This window comes from Armatimonadota bacterium (genome assembly GCA_016789105.1).
Classification (GTDB): Bacteria; Armatimonadota; Fimbriimonadia; order Fimbriimonadales; family Fimbriimonadaceae; genus UphvI-Ar2.
This window is the reverse complement of the sequence record JAEURN010000002.1, coordinates 197,403-222,638: the sequence shown is the minus strand read 5'-3', so window position 1 is coordinate 222,638 and position 25,236 is coordinate 197,403. Positions and strand designations below refer to the sequence as shown.

The window sequence follows — 25,236 nt, the reverse complement described above, 5'->3', positions numbered from 1 at the left end:
CTAGACGGGTCGCAGCGGCTGGGATTCCAAAAGGAAATCCCGGAAGCTGATGAGCGCGGCCGAGACTGCCCGGTCTCGAATTGTCGCCCGGTCTCCTCGGAAGTGGAACCGGTGGACTTGGATGGATTGCGGCCCGGCAATCCCGATATAGACCAATCCGCTGGGCTTTGGTTCGGGAGGTTCCTCCAGCGGTGTGGCCCCGGCCACCCCGGTCACCGAGATGGCATAGGTTGCCCCCGTCCTCCCCCGCGCGCCTTGGGCCATTTCCCGGGCGGTTTCTTCGCTGACAGTTCCGTGTTTCAGCAGGGTGTGGGGCTGGACCCCCAACCGCTTTTCCTTGGCTTCGGCCGAATAGGTGACATAGCCGGTGTGGAATGCCTGGGAGCTCCCATCGACGCTGGTGATCCGACCGGCGAGGAGTCCGCCAGTGCAGCTTTCGGCAGTTGTCAGGGTGGCACCCCGGGTTGCCAAGGTGGCGACCGTCCAGGCCTCGAGCGATTCTTCCCCTTCGGCATAAACGGCCTTGCCCAGCCGCTCGCGGATTATGCCCACGACGAGCTCCAGCTTGGCATCGGCGACCTTTTGGGAGGCGGCCCGGGTTGTGGCCCGCAAATGGACTTCGCCAGTTTTGGCGTAGGGGGCCAGGGTGGGGTCGTCGACGGCCATCAGGTCGGCAAGCTGTTCGCCGATCGAGGCTTCGGAAACACCAACAACGCGCAGGGTCCGGGAAAAAATCGGCGGGCCGGGTCTGAGGCGGCCAATGATCTGGGCGACCGGACCCTCCACCATCGGAACGAACTCACCTTTCGGCCCCGGCAACGCCACCACGTGTTTGCCGCCTTTTTGGCAGTGGAGCCCGGGGGCCGTTCCGTTTAGGTTGGGGATTGCCTCGGCGCAGGCGGGGCGGTCGGCTTGAAAGAGCTGTGACCCGCTTATTTTTAGACCGCGGCGTCCATATTCGGATCGCAGGTGCTCAACAAGCTCGGGATCCCGGATCAAGGGTTCATCCAGTGCCGCAGCGATTGCCGCCCTGGTCAGGTCATCTGGGGTTGGCCCCAGCCCCCCGATTGTGAAAACGACATCGCTCCGGGAGAGGGCAAGCCGGATGGCTTCGGTGCACCGCTCCAAATTGTCGCCCACGGTTTGGCGGTGGGTTTGCGCCAAACCGTTGCGGGCGAGCCACCCGGCCAAAAACACGGCGTTGGTATCCGTGATCTGCCCGAGCAACAGTTCGGTGCCAATGGAGATGGTTTCTGCCCGCATGGGGCGAGTTTATTCGCCCCCGCGACCGCCCCTGGGGAACGGGGGGCAGATCTCCGGACCAAACGGGTTGAATGACTGGCCGTTGCCGGTGCCGCTGCGTCCGGAGCCGCAGTACGGGCAACCGCAATTGCAATTGCATGGGCTCCCGCCAATGGCAGATGGGTTGGCGTATCCGAATGTGCTGCGGAACACGTAAGGCACATTCTGCTTTTCCACCACAGCAACGACGTAAGGGCTGGTAAGAACTTGGGCAGAAACGGCGTTCGGAGCCGGTTGGTTGATGACGACATCCACGGTGACCTCGCTGCCTTTTTCTCGCCTCACCATGCTGACGTAGGTGCTGAACCCGGCTGTCCTCTGTTGCCCCAGGTGGATCACCAGGAGGTCGAATTTGTTGAAATCGCAAAGAACTGGGGCGGGCGTTTGGCCTTCCCGGGTGTCGCCGGCCATGGCGGAATAGAGTTTTTGCCACCCTTGGCCGTTGGTGACGACATCAGTCCTGGATTGGTTGATGCGGGAATAGACCCCTTGGGCGACGTTTTTGTATTGGATGGCCTTGTAAGGGCTGGGGAGTTGTTGGGATGATCCGCCGAGTTGCCCACCGACGGGAGTTCCGCCAAGGGGGATAGGTTGCCCGCCGAGTTGGGCTCCCGCGGCGGTGCAGAAAATGCAGAGGGCGATGACATGTCCAGCTTTCATGGCGGCTCCAGGTACTGTTTAGACGGCTTGTGGGGGCCGGGATTACTCGATTGTCCCAGTCTTTTAGGCCGGGTTTCCCGCGCGGGTATCCTTTGCGCTCAACCGCCGGGGTGGCGGAATGGTAGACGCGGCGGTCTCAAACACCGTTGGGGTTTCCCATGAGGGTTCGAGTCCCTCCCCCGGCACCAGATTACTTGTTGAGTTTGCTGACTTTCGATTTTTCAATAAGTTCGGCAATGACATTTTTGCGCCCGATTTCCGAACCATCGGTCATGGCGGTGGCGGCACCGGCCGCGTTGCCCCATTGGAGTGCCTCGGGCCAAACGTGGCCGCGTCCCAATGCATAAAGCATCCCTCCGATGAGGGAATCGCCGCTGCCGATCGTCGAGCGTGCTTGGATGGCAATCGGCTCGGCTTCAAAGAGACCTTGGCGGCAGCAGAGCACCGCGCCCTCGGCACCTCTGGAGATGACAACAGCCGGATCAGCCAGATTGCCGCTGGCCAACAGGTCAAAGAGATCCCGAGCCGCCCGGGCGATGGCATCCCGGTTGCCGGCGAGGGGGCGTTGCAACAACCGCTCCGCTTCTTTGACATTGGGCTTGATAAAGTCCGGGTGTGAGGCCATGCCTGCGCGCATCGCTTCGCCATCGGCATCGAGCACGAGTCGGGCCCCGGCCTGCTTGGCGATGGTGCCGAGCATCGCAAAAACTTCGGGCCTGAGCCCCGGCGGTAAAGACCCCCCCAGGGCGACCCAGTCGGCACCCGTGCACAATCCGGTGAAATGGGCAACGAATCGGTGCCATTCTTCGGCGGTGACTTCGGCACCGCGGGCATTGAAGGTGGTCGGAGGGCCATCGCCGGATTCGACATTGAAGTTCGTCCTGGTTTCTCCTTGCACGGTGAGGAATTCGTCGCGAACCCCCTGGCGTTGGATGACTCGGCGGATGAAATCGCCGGTTTGGCCCCCCAAAAATCCGGTGGCCACGGTTTCCCCACCGAGTTCGGCGACGATTCGGGAGAGGTTGATGCCTTTCCCCCCGGCATCGGTGGCCATAGAAAGAACCCGGTTGGTATCGTGGGGTTGGATGCCATCCACCCGGATGGTTTGGTCGAGGGCGGGGTTAAGGGTGACGCTGAGAACCATCAGTTCGCCATCATGTCGACCAGGAGCAACTTATCGGGGTCGATGGTGCGCTCGGTGCTCAGGATGTAACTCAGCGGATGGTGGACGAGCTTGCCGCCGTCGACGCCGACCATTTCGCCGCTGAACCCGCTGATGAGGCGGTTGGCGGCAAAGGCTCCAAGCCGGAGGGCCAGGACCCGGTCGAACGATGTGGGAGATCCACCCCGTTGCATATGCCCGAGAACGGATTCCCTGGCTTCGAACCCGGTGTTCTTTTGCACAAACGATTTGACGTCCCCCGCCCGTGCGGCACCTTCGGCAACCACGATAATCGAACTGCGTTTGCCCCTTTGGCGGGCGTTGCGGAGGTTGTCGCAGATTTCAAGGAGAGAGAACGGGACTTCGGGAATGAGCACGGCTTCGGCCCCGCCAGACAAAGCGACTTCCAAGGCGATGAAGCCGTTGTTCCGCCCCATGACTTCGATGACGAAGACGCGTTCGTGGGAATAGGCGGTGTCGCGGATTTTGTCGATGGCTTGGAGGGCCGTGTTGACAGCGGTGTCGAATCCAATGCTGAAATCCGTCCCGGCGATGTCGTTGTCGATGCTGCCGGGGATTCCCATGACCGGGAACCCGAATTCTTCGACCAACGCCCTTGCCCCGGTCAGCGACCCGTCGCCGCCGATGACGACCAGCCCGTCGACGTTGTTTTCTTGGAGGACTTGGATGGCTTGTTCGCGCCCGGCCTTTTCCCGGAATTCAGGGCATCTGGCCGTCCGGAGGGTTGTCCCTCCTTGGCTGATGATGCCGCCGACCGAAGTGGATGCCAGCGGCAGGGTTTCTTCGGAAATGATCCCGCGGTATCCGTGGAGGAACCCGAGCACTTCAACCCCTCGGTGGAGGGCACTGCGGACGACGCCGCGGACGGCGGCATTCATTCCGGGGGCATCCCCCCCGCTGGTGATGACGGCGATTTTTTTCACGCAGAATTCCTGGAATGCCCTTGGTTGGTCAGGGTTCCATCCGGAAAACTGCTCCGTTGCAGCCCGGGTGGACGTTAGTTGACGGTTTGCCCGGTTGCGTAGTCGGCGCTTTTCCGAACCCAATTGACGAAGGAGTCATAGTTGTCCAAGACCTGCTTGGGCATACGGACGTATTCGCGCATCGGTTCGGCTTGGGCGCTGGCCCGCATCGGTTCGGCGCCGTCGATGTTCATGGCTTCTTGAATATCCCCTGGGGAGAGTTTGAGCCCGATTTCATCTTCAACGAGGAAGGCGAACATTTTTTCGCCGGAGTAGATCGCCATGCCTTCGAACATCCTTCTTGCGCGGACATCGAGGCCTTCGGCGGCTTTCATCATTTGTTCGTAGCGGAGTGGCCGGTACACCATTGAATTAGCTGTCCTGGATCCCATCGCGGGCCGGAACCGGCTGAGCCGATATCCGACTCGGAAATAAGAGCGGGGGCAATTGCCCTCAGCGCTATGATACCCGCCGGGAAGGTTGGCGCGACGCCGCCGGATAATTTTGTCATGATTGGGAATTATTCCGGCGGGTGGCGAGTATCCGCTTAAAGGGATAGGGAAGAGGATTTGGATGGTGTTGAGGCAGGCGGTTGTTTGGGGATTGGCCGGGGTGTGTGCCGTAGCGTTGGGGTCTGGAGGGTCGTTCCCCGCCCGGGTGTTGCCCGAAGACCCGAAAATTGATGGTGACCTCGGCGACCCGGCGTGGACCTATGCCCTCCGCCTCGACCAATTTCAAGACCAAGCGACAGGTGGGCCGACCGCCGACCGAACCGAAGCCTGGGTGGGGGTGACGGCGGCCGGGATTTGGGTTGCCGTGTATTGCCACGATGCGGAGCCGGACAAGATCGTGTCCCGCGTGATCCAAAAGGGCGGCAGCTTGGAAAACGACGATTATTGCGGATTGATCATCGACCCGATGAACCGCCGGAGTTTCAGCGGCAACAGTCAGTTTTTTGTGAATGCTCTAGGCACCCAGTTTGAGAACATCGCCGGGGGCCGGGCGGCAAAAAAGGAGTGGCGCGGTTCTTGGCAGTCGGCTTGCCGGCGGGTTGCAGACGGCTACATTGTGGAGTTGATGGTGCCCTGGCGGGTGTTGCAGTTCCCAGCCGGGCGTCAGGGCGATGTGCTGTTCAACATCGGCCGGGTTCAACAGCGGACAAGGGCGGTGAGCTATGCGATCGATGTGGGCCGGCCGTTCCGGGCCGACAACCACGGCACCCTGCTTGGTGTCCCGTTCCCTAAACGGGATGTTTCCGACCAACTCGACCTGATGGGGTACGTCTCGCCGGAATACGATCCGGATTCCGACCCAAAGACAAGTCTGCGGGCCGGTTTGGATCTGCGTTACCGCCCGACCGAAACCCTGACGACGGTTTTGAGCGTGAGCCCCGATTTCAAGAACATCGAATCTGAAGTGGAAGGGATCGGTTTCACACGGACTGAGCGGTTCTTGTCCGATGTCCGCCCGTTTTTCACGGAAGGGTCGCAGTATTTCAACCTCACAAGCGGATTTGGGTTCGGCCGGGCATTCTATTCCAACCGCATCGATGACTTTGACTTGGGGTTCAAGGTGTTCGGCGATTTGGATCCGCGCCAAAGCGTGGGGCTGTTGGCCGCCCGGGAAGATGGGCGCCGGACGGATTCTGTTGCGCGTTATTCCTATCGGTTTGGCCCCCGGTCGGTGATTTTGGGTTTCGGGACTTCGCGCAATGAACCGGGCAATGCCAACACGGCCTTTGGCGGCCAGGCGATTTATGGGACGGGCAATTATGAATTCGGCCTTGAGTTTATGCAGACCCGCGATTTGGGCCAGCCCGGCCAGGCGGGCCGCTTTTATGCGGACTATGACGTGCCCAACTACTTCCTCACCGTGAGCGGGATATATGTGCAGCCCGAAGTCCGGAACCGGCTTGGCTTCATCCCGTTCACTGACAAGTTCGGCGGGTATGTGTTCCAAGAGTACAACCGGGAGCTGCGTTCCGGCCCCATCCGGTCCGTGCACATGAGCGCTTACCTCGAAGACTTCAACCGGCAATCGGGCTCCAACCTGTCGCGGTCGATGAGTTTCGAATCGAGCTTGCAAAACCGAGCAGATTGGGAGTTTTATGCCGGCTACGAGCGTGAGACGTTTGAAGACGAAGTGGCCGAAACGTACAGCCTCGGTGCCGGCTGGAATGTCTCGAACCGGTTCCGCCAGCTGTCAGTGAATTACAACTGGGGCGACCAGGGCGGGTCGTTCCGGGGTTACTTCACTCTGAACGGCCAATGGCGGTTGGCCAAGGGCCTGGATTTTGGGATCGGCCAGTCCACATTCCGTTTAGGCGGCAGCCGGGATCAAACGGTGGCGACTTTGGGGTGGGAGATCGACCCGGAACAAAGTCTGACGGGGCGGTTTGTGCGGACCGACAAGGAATCCAACTGGTATGTGGCTTACCGCAAGTCGGGCGGTTTGGGCTTGGAATACTTCTTCATTTTCGGGGATCCCAATGCGCAGGAATTCCGGAACCGGGCAGCATTCAAAGTGGTGTGGGCTCGTTAGGCGACTTGTGTCCAAACCTACTTCTTCTTAAAGAGCGAGTGGGCCACCGCGAGGCCGAAGATAACCATGAAAGCCATTCCGGCGATTCGTCCTAACAGGTAAGCAGACATGGGAAAAATTATGCTCTATCTCGCCTGACAAACGATTCGAGATGTATTTCACGCAGAATTCAGCAAAATGGCGACTGCCGCCAAAAACAGAGTGACGGCAGTCGATGGATTTCCTTTGATGGAATTACTTTTTGCGCCGTTTGCCGAGGGCGAGTGCCCCCAAGGCGAGCAATGCCATGGAAGCCGGTTCTGGCACGGGATTGACATAGGTCAGGTATTGCCAGCTGTCGCCAACGACATTGGAGATATCGGCGGTTGCGCCGCTGGTCGTGTCAATGGTTGAAAGCCGGGTGCCGCCCGACACAAGCATTTGTCCGTTTCCGAGCCGGACCACGCCGCGCAAGGCGTTGCTGGGGCTGGTTTGCCAAAATCCGGTTTGAACGCCGGCGCTGTTGTAGCGGAAAAGGCCCGCCGTGCTGGAAAACCCGGCGGCATAAACGTCGGTTCCTTCAACCAGTAGCTGCTGGACACCGGCAATCGCCCCGCCGGTCCCGTTCCCGGCATAGAATTGGTCGATGAATGTTCCGGCCGGGCTGTACCGGTCGATGTCGTGGGTGCTGAAATCGCCGACCAGGGCGTTGCCCTGGTATTCGACGACATCAAATGGGCTTGTTCCCAGGGTGGTGAAGCTCCCTAGGCTGTTTCCGGAAAGGTCGAATCGGTAGACGGTGTCCACCGTGCCGCCATTGGCGGCGCCGTCGTTGGTCACCCAGACCTCGTTCCCGACCTGGCCCAGTCCGCGGACGTTATCGAGCGGAGCCGTGATCTTGGAGACGTAGGTTCCGGCCATGTCAAAAATGAAGACTGCGTCAGAAATCTGGTCGCTGACCCAGATTTGGTTGTTGACGACGATGGCTTCTTTCGGCGTGCCGAAGTCGTAGGTTGTGGCACTGGCCGCATCGACGATGAAATTGGCGTCGATGACGGAGCCGTCGAAGGCGCTGAGCTTGACGATGCGGTCATTTCCGCTGTCAACCGCGAGGATGAACTGGGCTTGGGCCAGCGAGGCGCCGGCAATGAGGCCCCCGATCAAGATTGTTTTCATATTGTTTCTCCAAAGCATTGGACTTTGCCACCGTTGGCGAAGATGAACCCAGTTTAGCCAAGCTTACGTTCGGATAGACGGGATCGGTGTATCGAAACAAAAAACAGGCAAGATTGCCGGGGCTGAAAATTATTCAATCTTTGGCGGGAGCTGGAATTGGAAACCCTGAATTGATCCATCTGGAGCGACAAGATGTCCGCTCACATAAACATCTTGCGCGGCCTTGGTGATGACAGCCGTTGACCAATCTTTTGTAATGTCGGCTGGGTCGCGGAGCATCATGTTCAACATGCTGTATTCGAAATTCAGCGAGCCGATGGTTTTGCCTACTAAAGACTGGTCAATAAGTCGCGGAAGACCGTTGATCACTTGGCTTTGTCTCAACTTATCCATTGCGTCGTTATATCGGCCAACCGAAGAGTGATATTCCTCCCAAGTCAATGCGAGGGCATGGTCAAACGCCGCATAGAGCTCAGGTGAACTTGGAAGCTCCCCGTTGACTGACAAGTTGATTTCATACAGTGAAAATCGGGCAGGTGCATATCCTTTGCGCCATTCTGAAGAAATATCATGTCGCGGAGTCTTCGCGTCGGGCTGATATGGCTTGTGCCAATTGATGGTCTTTGGGTCGCTCCCTTCTTCTTTGACAGTGAGCGAAAATCCCATAGAAAGCTCGAGATCAGAAATTTGCGAGAAGTCGCGCGTTTGAAATGGGCTCCAGATCATGGGCATCATAGACCTTTCAAGGGCCAACTTGGAATCAGGCGACTCGGGACTGCTGGCAACCCCTGCCAGAGCGGCCGCAAGTTCATTGATCAAGGCGATCCCCAGGCCCTCGAGGTCAACGACGGTGAACCCCGTGTCATCATGGACGATTTTGAATCGCCCCTTGATAACTGATTCTCCGAGGGGCACATGGCTCAATTTCGCCAGATCCGCCGGTTCGAGGTGGGGGGTGATTCCCGCACTCCCCACGACAAAGTATGTCTGGCGCTCGAAAGTATCTCTATCCGATGGATGGGGCTTGGCCAACAAGGTAGCACAGAATGCAATGGCTATGATCATCTTGGTTATCTTGGTGTTTTCATGTAAAAGACCGGAACTGGGTTTGAATTGAAATTGCGGAACACTGTAGAATCCCTGAAAACATAGTAGCTATACTCCTCATTAATAGATTCAAAGTGCAATTGCCAAGCTGGAGGAAGAAAAATATTACCTCCATTGGCGCTGCCGGTAAATTTAGCCCAATAGTTATAGCCAGTCTCATATCGAACCCCCTGGTAGGGGCTGAGCAGAATGTCCTGCGGCGTAGATGGATGAGTTATCGTGTCAGTCCAGCTCCATGATGTTACGTTGCCCGACACTGTCGGCGTGACACCGGATTTTGGAACAAACTCATCACTCCACGTGATACCGGAAGGGAATGGGCCAACGTTAACAGTTTAAAAATTGTGCTGTTAAAGTCCTTTGCTGATGGCAAAAGAGTGACTTCAACTTGATATTGGCAATTGTTGAAAACATCTCTATGAATAGAGGGCGGTGGCGTAATCTTGTAGGAATTTGTCTCAACTTGGTCGATCAGTATGGAGGTTGCTAAGTTAAGCACAACAGCGAAGTTCAGCATTTCCCAAAGCTACCCCCCCCCCAGCAGATTGTCAACCCTCCTTGTTAAGATGATGTAAACCTCACAATCCCAATTTTGGCCAGAGCGAATCGATTTTGGCTACGACGTCGGGGGCCATCGTGATGAGCTTGGGGTAATCCCGGGCAAAGCCATTTTCGCCGGGCCATTTGTGCGTGCAATCGAATCCGATTTTGCCGCCGAACCCCTCCGCCACCGAAGCGTGGTCGAGCTGGTCCACCGGCCCGCGCGAGTGCAGAGTATCCCGACCCGGGTCGCAGTTGGCCCCGATGCGGAACAGCACTTCGCCGATATCTTGCACGTCGCAATCTTCGTCGAAGATGAACACGAATTTGGTGAAGGCTAGCCCGCCCAGCCCCCAAATGGCATTCATCACCTTGTAGGCGTGGCCGGGATACTTCTTTTTGATTTTGACAAACGCCATGTTGTGGAACGTGGCCTCCACGGGCAGGTTCATGTCCACGATTTCCGGGGTTGTAAGCTGGATCATCGGCAAAAAGATCCGCTCAACCGCCTTGCCCATCCACCCGTCTTCCATGGGGGGCTGGCCGACAATTGTGGCGGGGTAGACGGGCCGCTCGCGCATTGTCAGAGCGGTGACGTGGAGGACGGGGAAGTCCCCGGCCAGCGAATAGTAGCCGGTGTGGTCGCCGAACGGGCCCTCGAGCCGTCGCTCGGCCGGATCGATGTAGCCTTCGATGACGAACTCGCAATCGGCGGGCACCTGCACATCAACGGTCTTGCATTTGACGGTGGCCACCCGTTCCCGGCGCAAGAATCCAGCAAAGAGCATTTCGTCGATTCCGGGCGGCAGGGGGCTGATGGCGGCAAAGTTGTAGACCGGGTCTCCGCCCAGGCAGACGGCGACTTCGATTTTTTGCCGTTTCTCCCCGGCGTCTTCCATGTGCCGCATCCCGGTTTTGTGCATTTGCCAGTGCATGCCACACGTGCGCTTATCGTGGAGTTGAACCCGGTACATGCCCACGTTGCGTTTACCGGAATTTGGGTCGTGAGTGAAGACCAGGGGCAGGGTGACGAAGGGGCCGCCATCTTCTGGCCAGCAGGTGAGGATCGGGAGTTTGGTGAGGTCAATGTCGTCCCCGGTCAGCACGACTTCTTGGCAGAGCGCCTTGTCGACCCGTTTCGGCGGGGCGTCTTTGAGTTCCAGGAGTTTGGGGAGCAGGGCGAGGGCTTCCTTTGGCCCTTTGGGGATTTCCGGCTTGAGCAAGGCGGCGATGCGGGCGGCATGCTCTTCAAAGTCGCCGCACCCTAATGCCATGGACATCCGCTTGCGGGTGCCCATGGTGTTGATGGCCACGGGGTAGGGGTAGCTGAACTGCCCTCCAAGGCGGGCCGCTGGGTCGATGGAGGGGTTGTTCATCACCGCCGACTTCGGGTTGGGTGTCCCCAACCGGTGGGGCGGGCCGACCGGGTTTTGGAATAGCAGGGCCGGTCCCCCGGCTTTCATGACGCGATCGGCGACTTCGGTGATTTCGAGATAGGGGCTTAGGGGCTCGGCAATGGTTTTGAGCTCGCCTTGAGCTTGGAGCGTGTCCAGGAAGTGTTGGAAGTCGCGGTAGGCCATCGGGGGTCTTTGGGGATTCTACGCGGTTCGGGCCGGCCGGGCGTCCAGGGCCTGGGTTACCCCCGCCAATTCATGCGATCCCAGTTGATGAGCCGTTCTGTTTCGTTAACGGCCCAGATCATGGCCGCAGCCAAGCACAGGTTGAAAAGGTAAACGATCAAGAAGAGGACACCGAGGAGGCCAAAAATGAGGATGGAGAACATGCCGCCGATGACGAGGAGCAAACCTCGAACCACGCTGAGGATGCAGAAAAACGTGGCGGCTTTGCGGGCAAGCTCATTTTTGGCCAGCAATCCCACGCCGATGAGCAGGGTTGCCATGGCAAAGATGATGTCCACCACGGCCCCCAAGCCTGATGTCGGCTTTTGAACGACGAAGACCGCGCTGAAGATGATGCTGAGGGCGGCAGTGGCGATCCAGAACCAGGCGAGGCCGTTGTAGATTTTCCAGACCTTTTCTGGCGGCAGCCCGGATCCCACTTCAAGGCTATCATCGTCATGCTGGAAGTTGGTTTTGGGAACCGGCCCCCTCATATGTGGCGGAATGGGCGCCTTGCAAAATTGGCAGACCTGGTTGCTGGCCGGGATGGTCTGTCCACATTGGGGGCATTGGATCATGAGGGGCACCCACAATTACCCTATCCGCAAGGTAAGCGGCAATGCGTGGGGCCCCCACCGGTCAGCCAATGCCAAGGGGGGGGGGTACGGGTCACCGGTTGTCGATGTGATCGAGGGCGGCGAGGAGATCCTTGTTCTGCTCGGCACCGCCGTTCGCGATGATCGCCTCGCGAATTTGGCCGGTGATCCGTTTGGATTCTTCGTCGTGCCCCGCATTCCTGGCGGCGGCGGCGTAGCTGATAGCGACCGGCAGGCTGCTGTTCATGTTGTGGAAGGCGATCTGCATGATCTGGAAGGCTTCTTCGTGCTTGCCTTGGCCTCCCAGGGCGTTGTTGAGCTCGACATAGCCGGCTTCCATGGCGGGGAAGATTTCCAGGGTTCGCCGGGCGGCGGCCTCGGCTTCTTCGTACTGTTCGAGCTGGTTGTGGGCACTGGCGATCAGGATCCACATCTTCCAGTAGTCGCCTAGCCATTGTTTGAGGGGTTTGAGGTCGCGCAGGGCACCCTCATAGTCGCCGGCCTCGGCCTTTTGGGAGGCTTCTTTAACGGCTTCGACCCGCTTAGGCTCTTCGATTTCCAAGAGCCACGCCTGGGCGTTGGCAGCCAGGTTGGGGTCTGGGTTGCTCCCAAGGATGGTGCGGAGAGTTTCCGGGACTTCGAACTCGCGGCCCGCGCGGCCCAGGGTTTGGGCGTATTCCCAAAGGAGTTGGTGGTCGGTTGGCGCGACGTCGATGCAATCTTCGTAAAAGTCCATTGCCCGGTCAATTTCGTCGGGGTCTTGGGCAAGGACGGGGGCGTAGTACCGCTTGACAAAGGTGTTGTCATCCAGGGTTTCCAAGGCTTCGTCAAAAGCACGGATGGCCTCTTCTTTGCGGTTGTTGGCGATTAGGCTCATGGCATAGCGGGCGTGGGCCTTGCCATTTTGCGGGTCGTTCCGGATGACTTCTTTCCAAAGCTCCGGGACTTCGTGCACTCTCCCGGTTTGGGCCAGGACGTCGCTGAGCAGGTCGAGCGAAGGTTTGTCGGCCCCTTCCATCTCGATGGCTTTGCGGAGGTTGCGCTCGGCATTGACCGGCATCCCCATGGCCAATTGCATGCGGGCGAGCCGGTGGATAATCGCCGGTTCGTCCGGATCCTTTTGGGCCGATTTTTCGTAAAAATTGGCAGCTTCTTGGGCATTGCCAACGATTTCGTAGAATTCAGCGGCGGCAAACAGCCCGCGGCTGTCATCGGGTTCGAGCTCGATGAGTTTTTTGAGGGTGGCTTCCACTTTGTGCGCGTCACCGACCCGCATTTGGCCGCAGTGCCGGCAAAGTTGCAACAAAACCATGTAAGGGGCTTCCCAATCCCGGTCTCCTTCGACGGCCTCCAGGAGTTTGTCCATGTAGGGGGCCGGATCCCAGGTGGAGACCATGTTGCCCTGCGATTGCTCCATAAACCGGACGGCGTCGTACCCTTCCAAAAAATTGGTAAACGCTTCGCTGTCTTCGGTGCCGAACAGGTCGGCGTCTGATCCGAGGTCTGCCTCTTTTGACCCGGTGGCTTTGATGAGGAACTGGATCGCTCCGCGCAGGGCCTCGAACAGCCCGCCGGGCAAAAAGGAGAATTCTTCGGTTTCGTAGGGCGCTTCCGTGTTTTCGCGCCAGGACCGGATGGTGATGGTCCCGCCCCCCGATTTTTCGACAAAAAGCCCATCGACGAGCGTGTCGATCCCGGCTTGGCCTTTGAACTGGGCGATCATGTCGGGTTCGTTGAGGGTTTCGGCCGGGTTGATGAGGGCGACTTTTGGCAAACCGCCTTCTTGCACCTGGGCCATGTAGTTAGCGGCGTTAATTTCGACCTGCGTTTTGCCGGCCGCGATTTCAACCATGAAACTGGCGAATTGTCGGGCGAGCTCGGGCCTGGTGTCGGGCCCGGCGTTGAACGGCAGAACAGCGATTTGCATGGGCGCGAGTGTACCAACTGGCTTGCGGTGGGCTGGGGGATGGGCTTGCTTGGGTTAGGGGCAAGCGGATTGCAACCAAGAAGCCAAAACCCGGATCGCCCCCAGGTGGTAAGCCAAGTGGCCGACGTTGGCGATGGCATCGGTCACGGCAGTTTCGTCTTCTATCGGCAATTCTTCCATGGCTTGGTGGAATCTTCTGGCAAGCCCAAGCAACTGACCCTGCAAGTCTGCCCATTCCCGGACTGTCACCACCTGGGTGGCCCAACTGGCTTCCCAAACGCCTTCCACGGGCTCTCCCAAGAATGAGCGCAACGCCAACTCCAAGTAATAGATGGAGTGGCCCAGGTGGGCAGCAATGCTGCTGACGCCAGGCGCGGGGCTCCGGCTGGCTTGTTTGGCGGTTAAGCCGGCGCAAGTGGCAAGCAGGGCTTCGCCACCTTGGACGAAGTACGTGCCGTCGTTGCCTTTGGCAGTGCCGTGCAGGATTTCGTCGAAAAGAAATCTGATCGCGGAGCGGGTGGTCATGATGGTGCCTCCGGCAAAGTCAGGAGAGAGTCCTGACCACGAAGACAATCGGTTCGACTTCGCTCCCCGCCTCCACGCCAGTACTTTTCAGGAGTTGCGCATAGGCCTGGTTGATCGAACGTTTGACCATCCTGGTCGCCTCGCCCCTTGTCACGCCTTGGCCCATATGGCCGGGCATGTCGTCCGACCATGCCGTCCAAATGCCGCTGTCGTCCGCTTCTGCTTGTATCACGATCTTCATCGGCGGATTACCCCCTCCCATTTAATCAAAAGTAAGCACGACTTTGCCCGCTTCGCCCTTCTTCATTTCTTGGATCGCGGTTTCGAACTCGGTGAAAGGCATCTGATGGGTGACGACGGCCGAGACGTCCAGGCCCTTTTGATCGAGCAGCCAGATCATCTGATCCCAGGTTTCCCAAAGTCTGCGCCCGATGATGCCGTGGATGGAAAGACCTTTGAAAATGGCCTTGTTGAGTTCAATCGTCTGGCGGTTTTCGGCATAAAGGCCCAGCAGCGAGATACGCCCACCGGGGTTGCAATGGTTGACGGCGAGTTCCAATGACGACGGGTGCCCGGACATTTCCAGGACGGCATCGAACCCATCGGGGGCGTGTTCGGCAAAAACGGCGGCCATGTCTTCTTTGAGAGGGTTGAAGATCAGGTCTGCGCCGGAATCGATGCCGAGCTGGGTTCGGTATGGGGAAATTTCGGTAGCGAAGACGTTTTTGGCCCCCAGGCATTTGCAGATGGCGACGGCAAAGAGCCCGATCGGCCCGAGCCCGGTGATGAGGATGTTTTTCCCTTCAACGGGGCCATCCATAACGGTGTGCACGGCGTTGCCGAGGGCATCGAGCATGCTGGCGACGTCTTTGGGCACGCTGGCGGGGACGGGGCGGGCGTTCATGGCGGGGATGACGGCAAAGGGGGCAAACCCGCCGTCGATGTCCACGCCGAGGAGCCTGGTGGTGCGATCCACGTGCCCCAGGCCGTTTTGGTAATCCGGCGATTGCGGATCGACGACGTGGCTCTCGCTGGCGACGAAGTCGCCGGGTTTGCGGTCTTTGACGTCATCAGCGACTTCGACAACGGTGCCGCAGAATTCATGGCCGACAATCCTTGGGGGTTGGATTCGGTTGCTGGACCAGTCGTCCCAATTGTAGATGTGGAGGTCTGTTCCGCACAGCGAAGCCCGCTCGACGCGGATCTTGACGCATCCTGGCCGCAGCCCAGGTTCGGGGACATCGACGATCTCCAAGCCGGGGGCAGGTTGCGTCTTTGCAATCGCTTTCACGGGGCGGGTTTTACCCTTCGGCGACTGTTAACATCGGGTTAACGGAGGGCCTGCAGAATTGTTAAGGCCGCGCAGGCGGCATGTCATTTGAAAACCTGTTCTCCAGCCATGCTAAACTTTCCGTTCAGTTTGGCGGTGCCCGGATTTCCGGGCACCGGCGACAGAATGCAGAAGGTTTGAATAATCACAATGGGCAGTGCATACACACCTGGGTTGACAGTCAGCGCCGACACCGTGGTGGAGCGGCTGCGGCGGCTCCCGATCAAGGGGGAAGTCTTGGTGAAGGCGGGTGACACCGTCCAGCACGATTCCATTGTTGCGCGGGCTTTGTTGCCTGGTCCCCTGCAAACAATCCGCCTCGCGGAAAAGTTGGGGATCGAAGCCAAAGAGGCGCCCCAGGAATTCCGGTTCAAGGTGGGCGACCAAGTCCAAGCGGGTGAAGTCGTGGCCGAAACCAAGGGCCTTTTCGGGAAATGGTTCAAGCAGACCGTTGTGAGCGACTATTCCGGGGAGGTCGAATCGATTTCCGAGGTCACGGGCAACGTTTTGGTCCGCGAAGCGGCGATCCCGGTGGACATGACGGCTTACGTGGACGGCAAGGTCATCGACGTGATGCCGGAAGAGGGCGCGGTGATCCAGACGCGCGGCGCGATGGTGCAAGGCATTTTCGGAATCGGCGGCGAACGCAATGGCGAGATCCGGATCGCCGTCGGCGGCCCCGATGAGGTGCTCGATGCCGAACATATCCAGGAATCCGACTCCGGGAAAATCCTAGTCGGGGGGGCGGGTATCACAGCTGCCGCCCTCAAAAAGGTCAACGACCTAGGGGTAGTGGGCGTTGTGGTCGGCGCGGTCAAGGATGTCGATTTGACGGAGCTCCTGGGCTACGACATCGGCGTGGCCATCACCGGCCAAGAAGATGTGGCGACCACGCTGGTCGTCACGGAAGGTTTCGGGAAGTTGAGCATGGCGGGAAGGACGTTTGAGCTGCTGAAGAGCCTTGAGGGCAAATCGGCGAGCTTAAACGGGGCAACACAGATCCGCGCCGGGGTGATCCGCCCCGAGCTGATCGCACCGATGCTGAATGCCCAGGGCGAAACCGCCCCGGCGCACAGCGGTAACGAGCTCAAAGTCGGCACCCCCATTCGGGTGATCCGCGAGCCATATTTCGGGGCATTGGCAACGGTTTCAGGTCTGCCGTCCCAGCTCCAGGTTGTGGAATCCGGGGCTGAGGTGCGCGTTCTTGAGGCGAAGCTCGACAGCGGCGAGGTGGTGTGTGTGCCACGGGCCAACGTCGAGATCATCGCCACATCATGAAAATCATAGTCGTCGACGACGAAGAAACGATTGTTGAAACAGTCGAAAATAAGCTCCGCAAGGAAGGGTTCACGGTCTTTACGGCCGGCTCGGCCGAAGAAGGCATGCGGCTCTACCGCTTGGTCAAGCCGGATCTTTTGGTTTTGGACATCATGCTGCCCCAACGATCCGGGATCGAATTGGCCCGGGCGGTGCGGAAAGACAGTTCCGTCCCGGTGATCTTCCTGACCGCCAAAGCCAGCGAAGATGACCGGGTGGCCGGCTTGGAAATCGCTGACGACTACATCGTCAAGCCATTCAGCTTGGCCGAAGTCGCGGCCCGGGTCAAAACGGTCCTCCGCCGGGCGGGCGGCGACACGCCGAACGAGGCATTGGAATCTCTGAACCTGCGGATCGACCCTCGGACACACCAGGCGTGGGTGGATGGCGAAAGCGTTTCGCTCTCGCCCAAAGAATTTGCCCTTCTTTACTTCTTGGTTCGCCACAAAGGGCAGGTATTCAGCCGCGAAGTCCTGCTCGACCGGGTTTGGGGGCAGGATGCTTATGTGAGCGCGCGCACGGTGGATGTCCACGTGCGGTGGCTTCGCGAACGGATCGAGCCCGAGCCTGGGCGACCGACGAGAATCTTGACCGTCCGGGGCGTGGGCTACAAGTTTTTGGGCTGATCGATGTAGGTCACGATTGGGGCTGGTGGGCCGACTTACTGGCTTTGATGTTTGGCGCGCTGCCCGATCAGGCCTTGGTTTTCCCGCCGCCGCCGCCGGAGCAAAAGCGCTTCGCGTGCCAAATCGAGGTGGTAAAGCGCCGTGGCATTTTCTTCGCACGTGAGGTCTCTGCCTTGGAAGTCGAGCAGTTTTTCCACCAGAATGTCGATCACGTCTTCGATCCGGCATCCGTTGACTCCGGCTTCGGCAGGGTCGCCGTGTTGAAAAGTGATCTTGACAAATTCCTGATCCACCACCGCCATGTTGCCGTCGAGGTGGCGGAACTTCTCCATGTTCTCGCTCATGGGGTTAGTTTGGCCGAAAGGGGCGTCTGATATCGGGCGGCGATGCTTTTGGCTAGGGCTGCCATGTCGAAATTCCCCGATGTGTTGCAAAGCACGACGACTGTCAGCTTGTTGGCCGGGTCGATATAGAAGACCGTCCTTGCCCCTTGTTGCGCCCCCGTGTGCAGGCGTGTGCCATCGGCGTTGATGTCGAACCCCAGGCCATAGCCGATTTCCTTCCCATCATTGGTTTTTTGCCGCGTCCACAGCTGTTGCAGGCTGGATTGCTTCACAACTTTGCCCGCCATAAGGGCATCGCCAAACCGGGCCAAGCCCGGTGCCGTTGCCTCCATGCCGCCCCCCGGGTATTTCCAGGAGAGGTCTTCCCGCTTTGTTTCGGCGACCGGGCCGCTTTGACTGGCGCGGTAGAGACTCGTCCGGTTCGGTTTTGGGGGTTCGGCAAGGTTCTCGCAATCCAAACCCCCGGGCCCGGCGTATGTCATGACCCGGCGTCTCATGTAGTTGGCGAACCGCATGCCCGTAGCGGATTCAAGCACGGCGCCGGCAAGCGTGTACCCGTGGGTGCTGTAACTGTATTTTTCCCCCGGCGGGCTAAGGAGTGGGGAATGGATGAACAGAAGGCAGGCCGACTTCAGGGCCGGGAAGTGGTCAAAGCAAGCGGTAGTCGGGTCGGATGGGCCCCGGTAATGGGTGATGCCGGCGGTGTGGCAAAGGAGTTGGCGAACCGTGTAGCTGTGCCCAGCCGGCAGGTCTTTAAGCCACTTGGCCGCCGGGCTGTCGAGTTCTAACCGCCCATCTTCAACCAGGGACATCATGCCGATCGCCGTGATCGGCTTGCTGACGGAGGCAAGGCGGTAAAGGTCGCTGACCCCCGCCGCTTGGCCTCCGGCCACGTCGCGGAACCCGAAGGCTTGGGCATATTGCTGCCTGCCCCCCTGCCACACCGCGGCGGAGAGCCCGGCGATGTGGTTCTGCGTCCGGAACGCCTCGAGTTCTTGACTGATGCTGGCCGGGGGTTGGGCGACGAAAAGGGCGAGGGCGGCGATCATTGTTCCAGAGCGATGGTCAGGATCTCGAACGGGAGATATCCGATTTGCACCGCCCCATCGGAAACTTCGAGTTCGTTGAGCGGGGTTTCTTCCATGTCACAGAGCCAGGCCCGTTTGACCGGCACCGAAGAATGGAGAGTGGCCACCCCGCGGGAGTTGTGGGCTTCGTAGAGCCGCACGATACGGTGACCAGACTTTTCAGCTTTTTTGACGGACTCCACAACCAGGCTTCGGGAAGTGGTTTGGAGGAAGGGCCCGGCCGATTGGGCGTCGCCTTTCTGGGCAGCCAGGGGATGCACGCGGCAGGGGGCGTTGACCGCATACGCGGCGGCGACCACATCGCTTTGCACCACTTGGTCAAAGTGAGGCAAAAAGACGTAGGTGAACCGGTGCTCACCCATATCGCAAGTGGGATCCGGTGCTTTGGGCGACCTCAACAAGGAAAGGCGCAAGTCGGCCCCGTGGACGTCGTGGCCGTACTTGCCGGTGTTGATGAGGGCAGCTCCATGGCCGCCTTCGCTGACGTCGACCCACTTTTGCGCGCAAATTTCGAACCGAGCCATATCCCAGCTCGTGTTGCGGTGGGTTGGCCGTTCGACATGCCCAAATTGGATTTCGCATGTCGCTTTGGCGGTGTTGGCGTTGACGGGAAAGAGCACTTTGAGGAATTTGTGCGATTCGTGCCAATCCACCCACGTGTCGAACCGGATCCCCGGGGTGGGCCCCAAGCTAATGCGCTGCTTGATCGTGGATTTTCCGAAGTGTTTGGTGAGTTCGACGGCAACCCGCACCGGCCCCCGTTCGACGATCTCGAACGACGTGCTACGGACGAGGTCGATTGCGGTTTCCTGGGCATAAAGCTCGGTATCCCAGGCGTCCCAAAAAGCCGGCCGGTCGTCCAGGAGTTGGAACAGGTTGGCGAGCCGCCCGGGGACGATGAATTCCAGTGGGGAATCATCTTGGCTGGCAATGCTCGTGATGTTGCCGTGGGTATCGAACCTGACGACCCATTCATCGTTCTCCAGCTTCCGGTTGCTGACTTTGAGCCGCCTGGTTTCGGGGGCTGGCGCCGTGGAAAAGTCGGCCAATGCGACGCTGTTCCTGGCCGCCGAGGGGATCGCGAAGATGAGCGAGCGTTTCCCCCACAGGTCGATTTCTTGGGTCGGGAGGCACTCGTCGCCACAGTTTATGGATTGGATGCCTTTCCCGTTAAAGGCATCGGTTGCGCCTTGGGTTTCGTGTTCGGCTTGGTGGAACAAGGCGGCCGGGTTTTCCAGCCCGGCGGTCCCAAAAGGCTTGGCAATGGAGGCGAGGGCCCCGTCCAGGCATTTTTGGGCCAAAGCGCTGGCTTCGGCATAGTCGCGGGCGGCTTCTTCGTAGACTTCCTTGACCGACGATCCGGGGATGATGTCGTGGAACTGGTTGAGCAAGACGATTTTCCAGGCCTTTTCCAGCTCTTCTTGGGGATAGGCTTTGGGGAAATCGGGTTCAAAGGCGCAGAGCAGTTCGGCGTCGCGGAGCAGAAATTCGCAGCGGCGGTTCTCGGCTTTGCAGGCGGCTTGGCTGGTGTAGGTCCCGCGGTGGGCTTCTAGGTAGAGCTCTCCGGACCAGGTGAGGAGATCCTTCGCCTCGTCGATTGCGGCCCGGTAGAACTCCCGGGCACCGCCCGCGGTTTCGACCATCGGGAGCCCGGGGGCGAGCTTGGCGCGGTTGAGCCGCTCGATGTGCCATTCGGTTGGGCCGCCGCCCCCGTCCCCGAACCCATAAAGGTAAAGACTACGGTCGGATCGGCCGTGGTCACGGTGGTTTTTGACTGATTGGGCGATCTGCTTGGGAGAGCAGTCGGCGACGTAGGTGTCGGCGGGCGGAAAGTGGGCAAACACCTTGCTCCCGTCGATCCCTTGCCACCAAAACGTGTTGTGGGGGATTTTGTTGGTGTGGTTCCAACTCAGTTTTTGGGTGAGGAACGCTTCGATGTTAAATTTGCGCAGGATTTGGGGCAAAGCGGCGGAATAGCCAAAGACATCCGGCAAGAACATGTCGAGACATTCAACACCGAGCTTGTCTTTGAAATAGTTGCGGCCGTAGAGGAACTGGCGGACGAGGCTTTCGGCCCCGGTGAGGTTGCAGTCGGCCTCAACCCACATTGACCCGACGGGCTCCCAATTGCCGGCTTTGATGGCGGCTTTGACGCGTTTAAACAGTCCGGGGTGGCCCTTTTCGATCCACTCGTATTGGCTGGCTTGGCTGTGGACGTAGTGGTGAGAGGGATACCGTTCGGCCAGGCTGAGTTGAACCGCCGTCGTGTGGGCCATTTTAAGCCGGGTGACCGAGAGCGGCCAAAGCCAGGCCGTGTCCAGGTGGGCATGGCCAAAGGCATGAATCGTGTGCGGCGGTTCGACGGCGATTGATTCCAGGGCAGCCTTGATGGACTTGCGGGCGTCTTTCCAGGTCCGCCGGTTCGATTCGGAAAACTGGTTGCAGACGTCGTTGAGGGCCCGGAGGATGAGGGCGGCGGACGGGTCGCCTTCGGGGAAGGCTTCGATCAGGTCATAGGCGAATTCGGCGTCGTGAAACAGTTGCAGGCGCTCTTCGTCGAGAAGGGCCGTGTGGAACCCGTTGTAGACTTCGGGCTTGGCGGTGCGGGGCTTTTCCGGCCGGAAGACGGTTGTTTCCTTGTTATGGGCAAAAGTCTGGACGAGGAGGTCGATGGCGGTGGCCGCTGGGTCGAGCCGGAAATACTCGTGGCCGAAATCCAGCCCCCCGACGGGGTGGTTGCCGGCCCAGATGGTGCCTTCAACGTTTGGGGAGTACTCCCAGGCGATTTGGGGGTTGAGCCCGTAGACGAGAACCGGGGCATGCCCTTCTCGGGGTTCTGGCAGGGTGCCCGTGACGCGGTACCACCCTTCTTGGTAGGCGGGCCCCCAACTGTCCCCGGTTTTGACGGGCTTCCACCCTTTGGCCGCCCGGGCAGAATCCGCATCTGGGTGGGCCCCGATGCACAATTCGGCTTGCAGGGGCTCGATGGAGCCAATGACCAGTTCTTTCAGTTGGAAGTCGATGAACTGCCGGATGCGGCGCAGGGTCTGGCCGGGGTGCTTTTCCATGGGGGCGAGGGCGAGTATACAGGTATCCTCCGCCGTAATGCTAAGGGGAGATTGGCAGGCTGGGGCATGCGTTTTTGCCGCCCTTTATACGCCTGATGATGCTTGGCGGGCGGCGCCGGCTCGGCGCTGGCTGCGGGTTGCCGACGCGCTGGCCGCCGCGCCAGCGGCGAGCCTGTCCGGGGCCGCGGGATTGCTGTCGCGTGCTGGGATGTGGGAGGAATCCGCTTTGTTGGCGGAGCCCGGCCGCTTGGCGTGGGGCGAATCGCTGATTGCATGTGGGCGGGTGTTGACCCCCTTCGATCCCCGTTACCCCTCCGGTTGGTTGGATGCTTTGGGCTCCGGAGCCCCGCCGGCCCTTTGGGTGTCGGGCACTTTGCCGTCGCGGCCCCTTGTCGGCGTGGTGGGCTCGCGCGTCCTCCCTCTCCCCGCCCAACGGCTGGCGCGCGGCATCGGCGCATTTTTGGTGGGATCAGGGCGCGGCGTGGTTTCGGGCGGGGCGTGGGGGGCCGATCGCCTGGGGGTGGCGGGGGCGGTTTCGGCGGGCGGCGGTTGTTCGGTGGAGATCCTCCCCTGCGGGTTGGGTTGCGCCGATGCTTCGTCGGCTTCGGCTCGGCTCAGTCCCTGGCCGCCCAATGCCGCCTTCTCGGGCCCGCGGGCCATGGCGCGCAATCGCCTGATCTACGCCTGGTCGCGCCAGGCGGTCGTGGTCCACGCCCGCTACGGAGCCGGGGGCACCTGGGGTGGGGCCGTCGACGCCCTGCGCCGGGGGTTGGGGCAGGTTATCGTGGCCGACTGGGGCGATGCGGCATCCGCGGCCCTCTGCGCTTTGGGTGGGGTGAGTCTGTCTTGCGGCCCCGGGTGGCAAGCAGGTTTGGAGTTCGCCTTGCGCCAGCCCTTGGCCGCGGCCCAGCCCGACCTCTTCGGGTTTGGGGTGGTGCGCGAGCCGGTATGCCGCTACCGGACCGCCTGACCGGCCGGGTGGCGCAAGGCGTGGGTAACCGCGATCGCCAGGGCATCGGCCACATCGTCGGGTTTTGGGGTTTCGGCCAGCCCCAGCAGCTTGGCGACCATGAACTGCACTTGTCTCTTTTCGGCCGACCCGGTGCCGGTGACCGCCAGCTTGATCTCGGGCGGGGAGTATTCGGTATGGGGGAGCGCGGATTCGGCACCGGCCAGGAGGACGCAGCCCAGGGCCTTAGCGACATCCATGGCGGTGGTCTGGTTCTTGGTGAAGAGCAGCCGTTCGGTGGCCAAGGCGTCGGGCCCGTGCAAGCGGAACACGTCCAAAACACTTCGGTGGATCACCTGGAGCCGTTCGGGGACGGGGCCGGGCGGAGTTTCGATCAGGCCAAAGGCGACGGCCGTGAGCCGTGAACCGCACTTGTCGACGACCGCCCAGCCCAAGCGCCCGATCCCCGGGTCGATCCCGGCCACCCTCACCGTTTGAACCGCCGCCGGATGTCGCCTTTGGGCCAGGTGATGGTGATCGGGCGGCCGTGGGGACACAGATAAGGATTTTCCGTTTGGGCCAGATCCTCGATCAGCTTCTGCATTTCGGCGTGGCCCAAGGGATCCCCCGCCTTGATTGCCATTTTGCAGGAGCACATGATGTACACATCGTCGCGAGTCGGCGTCCAATTGGTCTGGCCGGCGCCGTCGGCGAGTTCGTCCAACATATCCTGCAAAACGTCGAGGGCGGCGCGGCCCCGGCCGAGGGCCGGTACCGTCCGAACCAAGAGCGAATCGGGCCCGAACGGCTCGACTTCAAAGCCCATTGCGGCGAAATCTGCGGACTGTTCAATCACCAAGGCAGCGACGCGGCGGCCAACCGGGATCGTGGCCGGTTCCAAGAGGTGCTGGCGTTCCACGGCCGCCCCACCCCGGGTGTTGCAGAGCATTTCATAGAGGATGCGTTCGTGGGCGACATGCTGGTCCACCACCAGGATGCTGTGGCGGTTCTCGGCCAGGATGAAGGTGTGGTCGACCTGACCCAGGATGCGCAGGCCGTCGAGCAGGTCGGGGAGGGTCGTCCCCGTGGCTCCGGGGGTCGCACCCTCCTCGCCCCCAACCGGGGCAAAGCCGGTGCCGGCGACTGGTGCTTGGGCCGCAACCGAGAGTGCGGAGGCGCTGCCCGGCCAAACCGCCAGGTGGGGTTGGGCGTATTGCGCCAGGGCCTCGTTGGCCGCTTGAACCCCTGCCAGCGAAGGAACCATGCCGTGGCTGAGCAGGGCATCTTTCACGCCGCGCCTCACCGCGTCGAACACGCCGCCTTCGCGATGGAATTTCACCTCGGATTTGGTCGGAGAAACATTGACATCCAGTTCCGCGGGGTCGATGTCGAGGCTGAGGACGGCCACGGGGTACCGCCGGTCGGGGGTCAGCGAGCGGTAGGCTTGGTCGAGGGCCGCCGTTAAGGTGCGCGAACGGACGACCCGGCCGTTGACATAAACCCATTGCATCGCCCGGGTTGGCTTAGTCAGGTGCGGCGGGCTGACATACCCGGTGACGGTGGCATAGCCGTTGGAGGCTGATATCGGCACCAGGGCACCCGCCAGTTCCGGCGACCAGACTTCGGCGAGGGCAGACAAGGGATCCCCGGAGCCGGTTGTCCGCAGCAGGGCCGTGCCGTGGTGCTCAACGCGGAAAGCGACATCGGGGCGCAACACGGCGAACCGGCTGACCGCCTCGACGCATTGGTTGAGTTCGGTCGCGTCGGTTTTGAGGAACTTGAGGCGGGCCGGGACGGCGGCAAAGAGCCCTTCGACCCGGACGGTGGTGCCCTGGGGGCCGGGTTCGTAGGCGGTTTCCGAGACTTCTCCCCCATCCACGCGCAGCACGGCCCGGGCTCCATCGGGATCGGATGAGGTCGATAGGGTCATGGTGGAGACCGAGGCGATCGAGGGAAGGGCCTCGCCGCGGAACCCGTAGCTGACGATCCGGTTGAGGTCTTCGGCCGTGACGATTTTGCTGGTTGCATGGCGGAGCAGGGCAAGCCGCGCCGATTCGCTGTCCATGCCGGCCCCGTTGTCGGCGACTTCGATCAAGGTTCGGCCCGCGTCTTCAAGGCGAACCGTGATTTGGGTTGCGCCGGCATCGAGGGCATTTTCAACGAGCTCCTTGACGGCCGAAGCGGGGCGCTCCACGACTTCCCCGGCGGCGATTTGGTTGACCGTGTGGTTGTCCAGCAGCCGGATGGCCGGCTTGGATGGTTCCAGGTGGGCCGCGGTGCTCACCGGCGCACCCCCCGTCCCAAAACCTGAGAAACCGGGCTAAGGTCGGGAAGCCGGCAAGCCGAGAATCCCGGTAGGCGCCCCGGCACAATTGCCGGACGGCGTCCGGCGTCGGG

General features: G+C 60.5%; 22 protein-coding genes and 1 tRNA gene. 5 read left to right on the top strand and 18 right to left on the bottom strand.

Annotated elements, in window-relative coordinates; all coding sequences use genetic code 11:
* Both JNM28_01910 and JNM28_01905 read right to left on the bottom strand, forming a co-directional pair.
* Positions 1–1,263, bottom strand: coding sequence for a competence/damage-inducible protein A (locus JNM28_01910; protein MBL8067180.1), 1,263 nt, complete (start codon positions 1,261–1,263; stop codon positions 1–3).
* A 9-nt stretch (positions 1,264–1,272) separates the two neighbouring features.
* Entirely contained in the window at positions 1,273–1,962 is a 690-nt protein-coding gene (locus JNM28_01905) for a protease complex subunit PrcB family protein (GenBank protein ID MBL8067179.1), read from the bottom strand.
* A 104-nt stretch (positions 1,963–2,066) separates the two neighbouring features.
* Here JNM28_01905 and JNM28_01900 point away from each other — a divergent pair.
* Positions 2,067–2,150, top strand: a tRNA-Leu gene (locus JNM28_01900).
* A gap of 2 nt (positions 2,151–2,152) precedes the next feature.
* On the opposite strand, the gene JNM28_01895 is transcribed toward JNM28_01900, so the two are convergent.
* From JNM28_01895 to JNM28_01885, 3 genes are all read right to left on the bottom strand, one after another.
* Complete coding sequence (locus tag JNM28_01895) at positions 2,153–3,106, bottom strand: 1-phosphofructokinase family hexose kinase (protein ID MBL8067178.1); 954 nt, start codon at positions 3,104–3,106, stop codon at positions 2,153–2,155.
* Entirely contained in the window at positions 3,106–4,068 is a 963-nt protein-coding gene (gene pfkA, locus JNM28_01890) for a 6-phosphofructokinase (protein ID MBL8067177.1), read from the bottom strand. Before pfkA ends, JNM28_01895 begins: the two co-directional genes overlap by 1 nt.
* Before the next feature lie 74 nt (positions 4,069–4,142).
* Positions 4,143–4,475: a TfoX/Sxy family protein gene (locus tag JNM28_01885; GenBank protein MBL8067176.1), complete on the bottom strand. Its 333-nt coding sequence runs from the start codon at positions 4,473–4,475 to the stop codon at positions 4,143–4,145.
* A 205-nt stretch (positions 4,476–4,680) separates the two neighbouring features.
* On the opposite strand from JNM28_01885, the gene JNM28_01880 reads away from it, so the two are divergent.
* Positions 4,681–6,648, top strand: coding sequence for a hypothetical protein (locus tag JNM28_01880; protein ID MBL8067175.1), 1,968 nt, complete (start codon positions 4,681–4,683; stop codon positions 6,646–6,648).
* Between the two features lie 234 nt (positions 6,649–6,882).
* Here the strand turns inward: JNM28_01880 and JNM28_01875 are convergent, their stop codons facing one another.
* The 8 genes from JNM28_01875 to tdh form a co-directional block, all read right to left on the bottom strand.
* Entirely contained in the window at positions 6,883–7,803 is a 921-nt protein-coding gene (locus JNM28_01875; GenBank protein ID MBL8067174.1) for a PEP-CTERM sorting domain-containing protein, read from the bottom strand.
* A gap of 129 nt (positions 7,804–7,932) precedes the next feature.
* Complete coding sequence (locus tag JNM28_01870) at positions 7,933–8,868, bottom strand: hypothetical protein (protein MBL8067173.1); 936 nt, start codon at positions 8,866–8,868, stop codon at positions 7,933–7,935.
* 620 nt (positions 8,869–9,488) lie between these two features.
* Complete coding sequence (locus tag JNM28_01865; GenBank protein MBL8067172.1) at positions 9,489–11,030, bottom strand: menaquinone biosynthesis decarboxylase; 1,542 nt, start codon at positions 11,028–11,030, stop codon at positions 9,489–9,491.
* A gap of 56 nt (positions 11,031–11,086) precedes the next feature.
* Complete coding sequence (locus JNM28_01860) at positions 11,087–11,656, bottom strand: hypothetical protein (protein MBL8067171.1); 570 nt, start codon at positions 11,654–11,656, stop codon at positions 11,087–11,089.
* Positions 11,657–11,738: 82 nt separating this feature from the next.
* Positions 11,739–13,592, bottom strand: a complete 1,854-nt coding sequence (locus tag JNM28_01855; GenBank protein MBL8067170.1) for a tetratricopeptide repeat protein — start codon at positions 13,590–13,592, stop codon at positions 11,739–11,741.
* A 54-nt stretch (positions 13,593–13,646) separates the two neighbouring features.
* Entirely contained in the window at positions 13,647–14,117 is a 471-nt protein-coding gene (locus tag JNM28_01850) for a DinB family protein (protein MBL8067169.1), read from the bottom strand.
* A gap of 19 nt (positions 14,118–14,136) precedes the next feature.
* Positions 14,137–14,358: a hypothetical protein gene (locus tag JNM28_01845; protein MBL8067168.1), complete on the bottom strand. Its 222-nt coding sequence runs from the start codon at positions 14,356–14,358 to the stop codon at positions 14,137–14,139.
* Positions 14,359–14,379: 21 nt separating this feature from the next.
* The gene (gene tdh, locus JNM28_01840) at positions 14,380–15,408 is read right to left on the bottom strand and encodes an L-threonine 3-dehydrogenase (protein MBL8067167.1); all 1,029 of its coding nucleotides are present in this window, start codon (positions 15,406–15,408) and stop codon (positions 14,380–14,382) included.
* Positions 15,409–15,597: 189 nt separating this feature from the next.
* Between tdh and JNM28_01835 the strand changes: the two genes are divergently transcribed.
* Both JNM28_01835 and JNM28_01830 read left to right on the top strand, forming a co-directional pair.
* Complete coding sequence (locus JNM28_01835) at positions 15,598–16,725, top strand: hypothetical protein (protein ID MBL8067166.1); 1,128 nt, start codon at positions 15,598–15,600, stop codon at positions 16,723–16,725.
* Positions 16,722–17,390 carry a response regulator transcription factor gene (locus JNM28_01830; GenBank protein ID MBL8067165.1) on the top strand — a complete coding sequence of 223 codons (669 nt, stop codon included), beginning with the start codon at positions 16,722–16,724 and terminating at the stop codon, positions 17,388–17,390. Before JNM28_01835 ends, JNM28_01830 begins: the two co-directional genes overlap by 4 nt.
* Positions 17,391–17,425: 35 nt before the next feature.
* Here the strand turns inward: JNM28_01830 and JNM28_01825 are convergent, their stop codons facing one another.
* The 3 genes from JNM28_01825 to JNM28_01815 are packed head-to-tail and all read right to left on the bottom strand — an operon-like array spanning position 17,426 to position 21,890.
* A complete protein-coding gene (locus tag JNM28_01825) occupies positions 17,426–17,734 on the bottom strand; it encodes a hypothetical protein (GenBank protein MBL8067164.1) in 309 nt (102 codons plus the stop codon).
* The gene (locus tag JNM28_01820; protein ID MBL8067163.1) at positions 17,731–18,783 is read right to left on the bottom strand and encodes a beta-lactamase family protein; all 1,053 of its coding nucleotides are present in this window, start codon (positions 18,781–18,783) and stop codon (positions 17,731–17,733) included. The genes JNM28_01825 and JNM28_01820 overlap by 4 nt, the downstream gene beginning before the upstream one ends.
* Positions 18,780–21,890 carry an alpha-mannosidase gene (locus tag JNM28_01815; GenBank protein MBL8067162.1) on the bottom strand — a complete coding sequence of 1,037 codons (3,111 nt, stop codon included), beginning with the start codon at positions 21,888–21,890 and terminating at the stop codon, positions 18,780–18,782. Before JNM28_01815 ends, JNM28_01820 begins: the two co-directional genes overlap by 4 nt.
* A 37-nt stretch (positions 21,891–21,927) precedes the next feature.
* Between JNM28_01815 and JNM28_01810 the strand changes: the two genes are divergently transcribed.
* Positions 21,928–22,860, top strand: a complete 933-nt coding sequence (locus JNM28_01810) for a DNA-processing protein DprA (GenBank protein ID MBL8067161.1) — start codon at positions 21,928–21,930, stop codon at positions 22,858–22,860.
* Here JNM28_01810 and ruvC read toward each other — a convergent pair.
* Positions 22,845–23,330, bottom strand: a complete 486-nt coding sequence (gene ruvC / locus JNM28_01805; protein MBL8067160.1) for a crossover junction endodeoxyribonuclease RuvC — start codon at positions 23,328–23,330, stop codon at positions 22,845–22,847. The genes JNM28_01810 and ruvC overlap by 16 nt on opposite strands.
* On the bottom strand, positions 23,327–25,123 hold the full coding sequence (gene mutL / locus JNM28_01800) for a DNA mismatch repair endonuclease MutL (protein MBL8067159.1): 1,797 nt from the start codon (positions 25,121–25,123) through the stop codon (positions 23,327–23,329). The genes ruvC and mutL overlap by 4 nt, the downstream gene beginning before the upstream one ends.
* Positions 25,124–25,236: the final 113 nt, after the last annotated feature.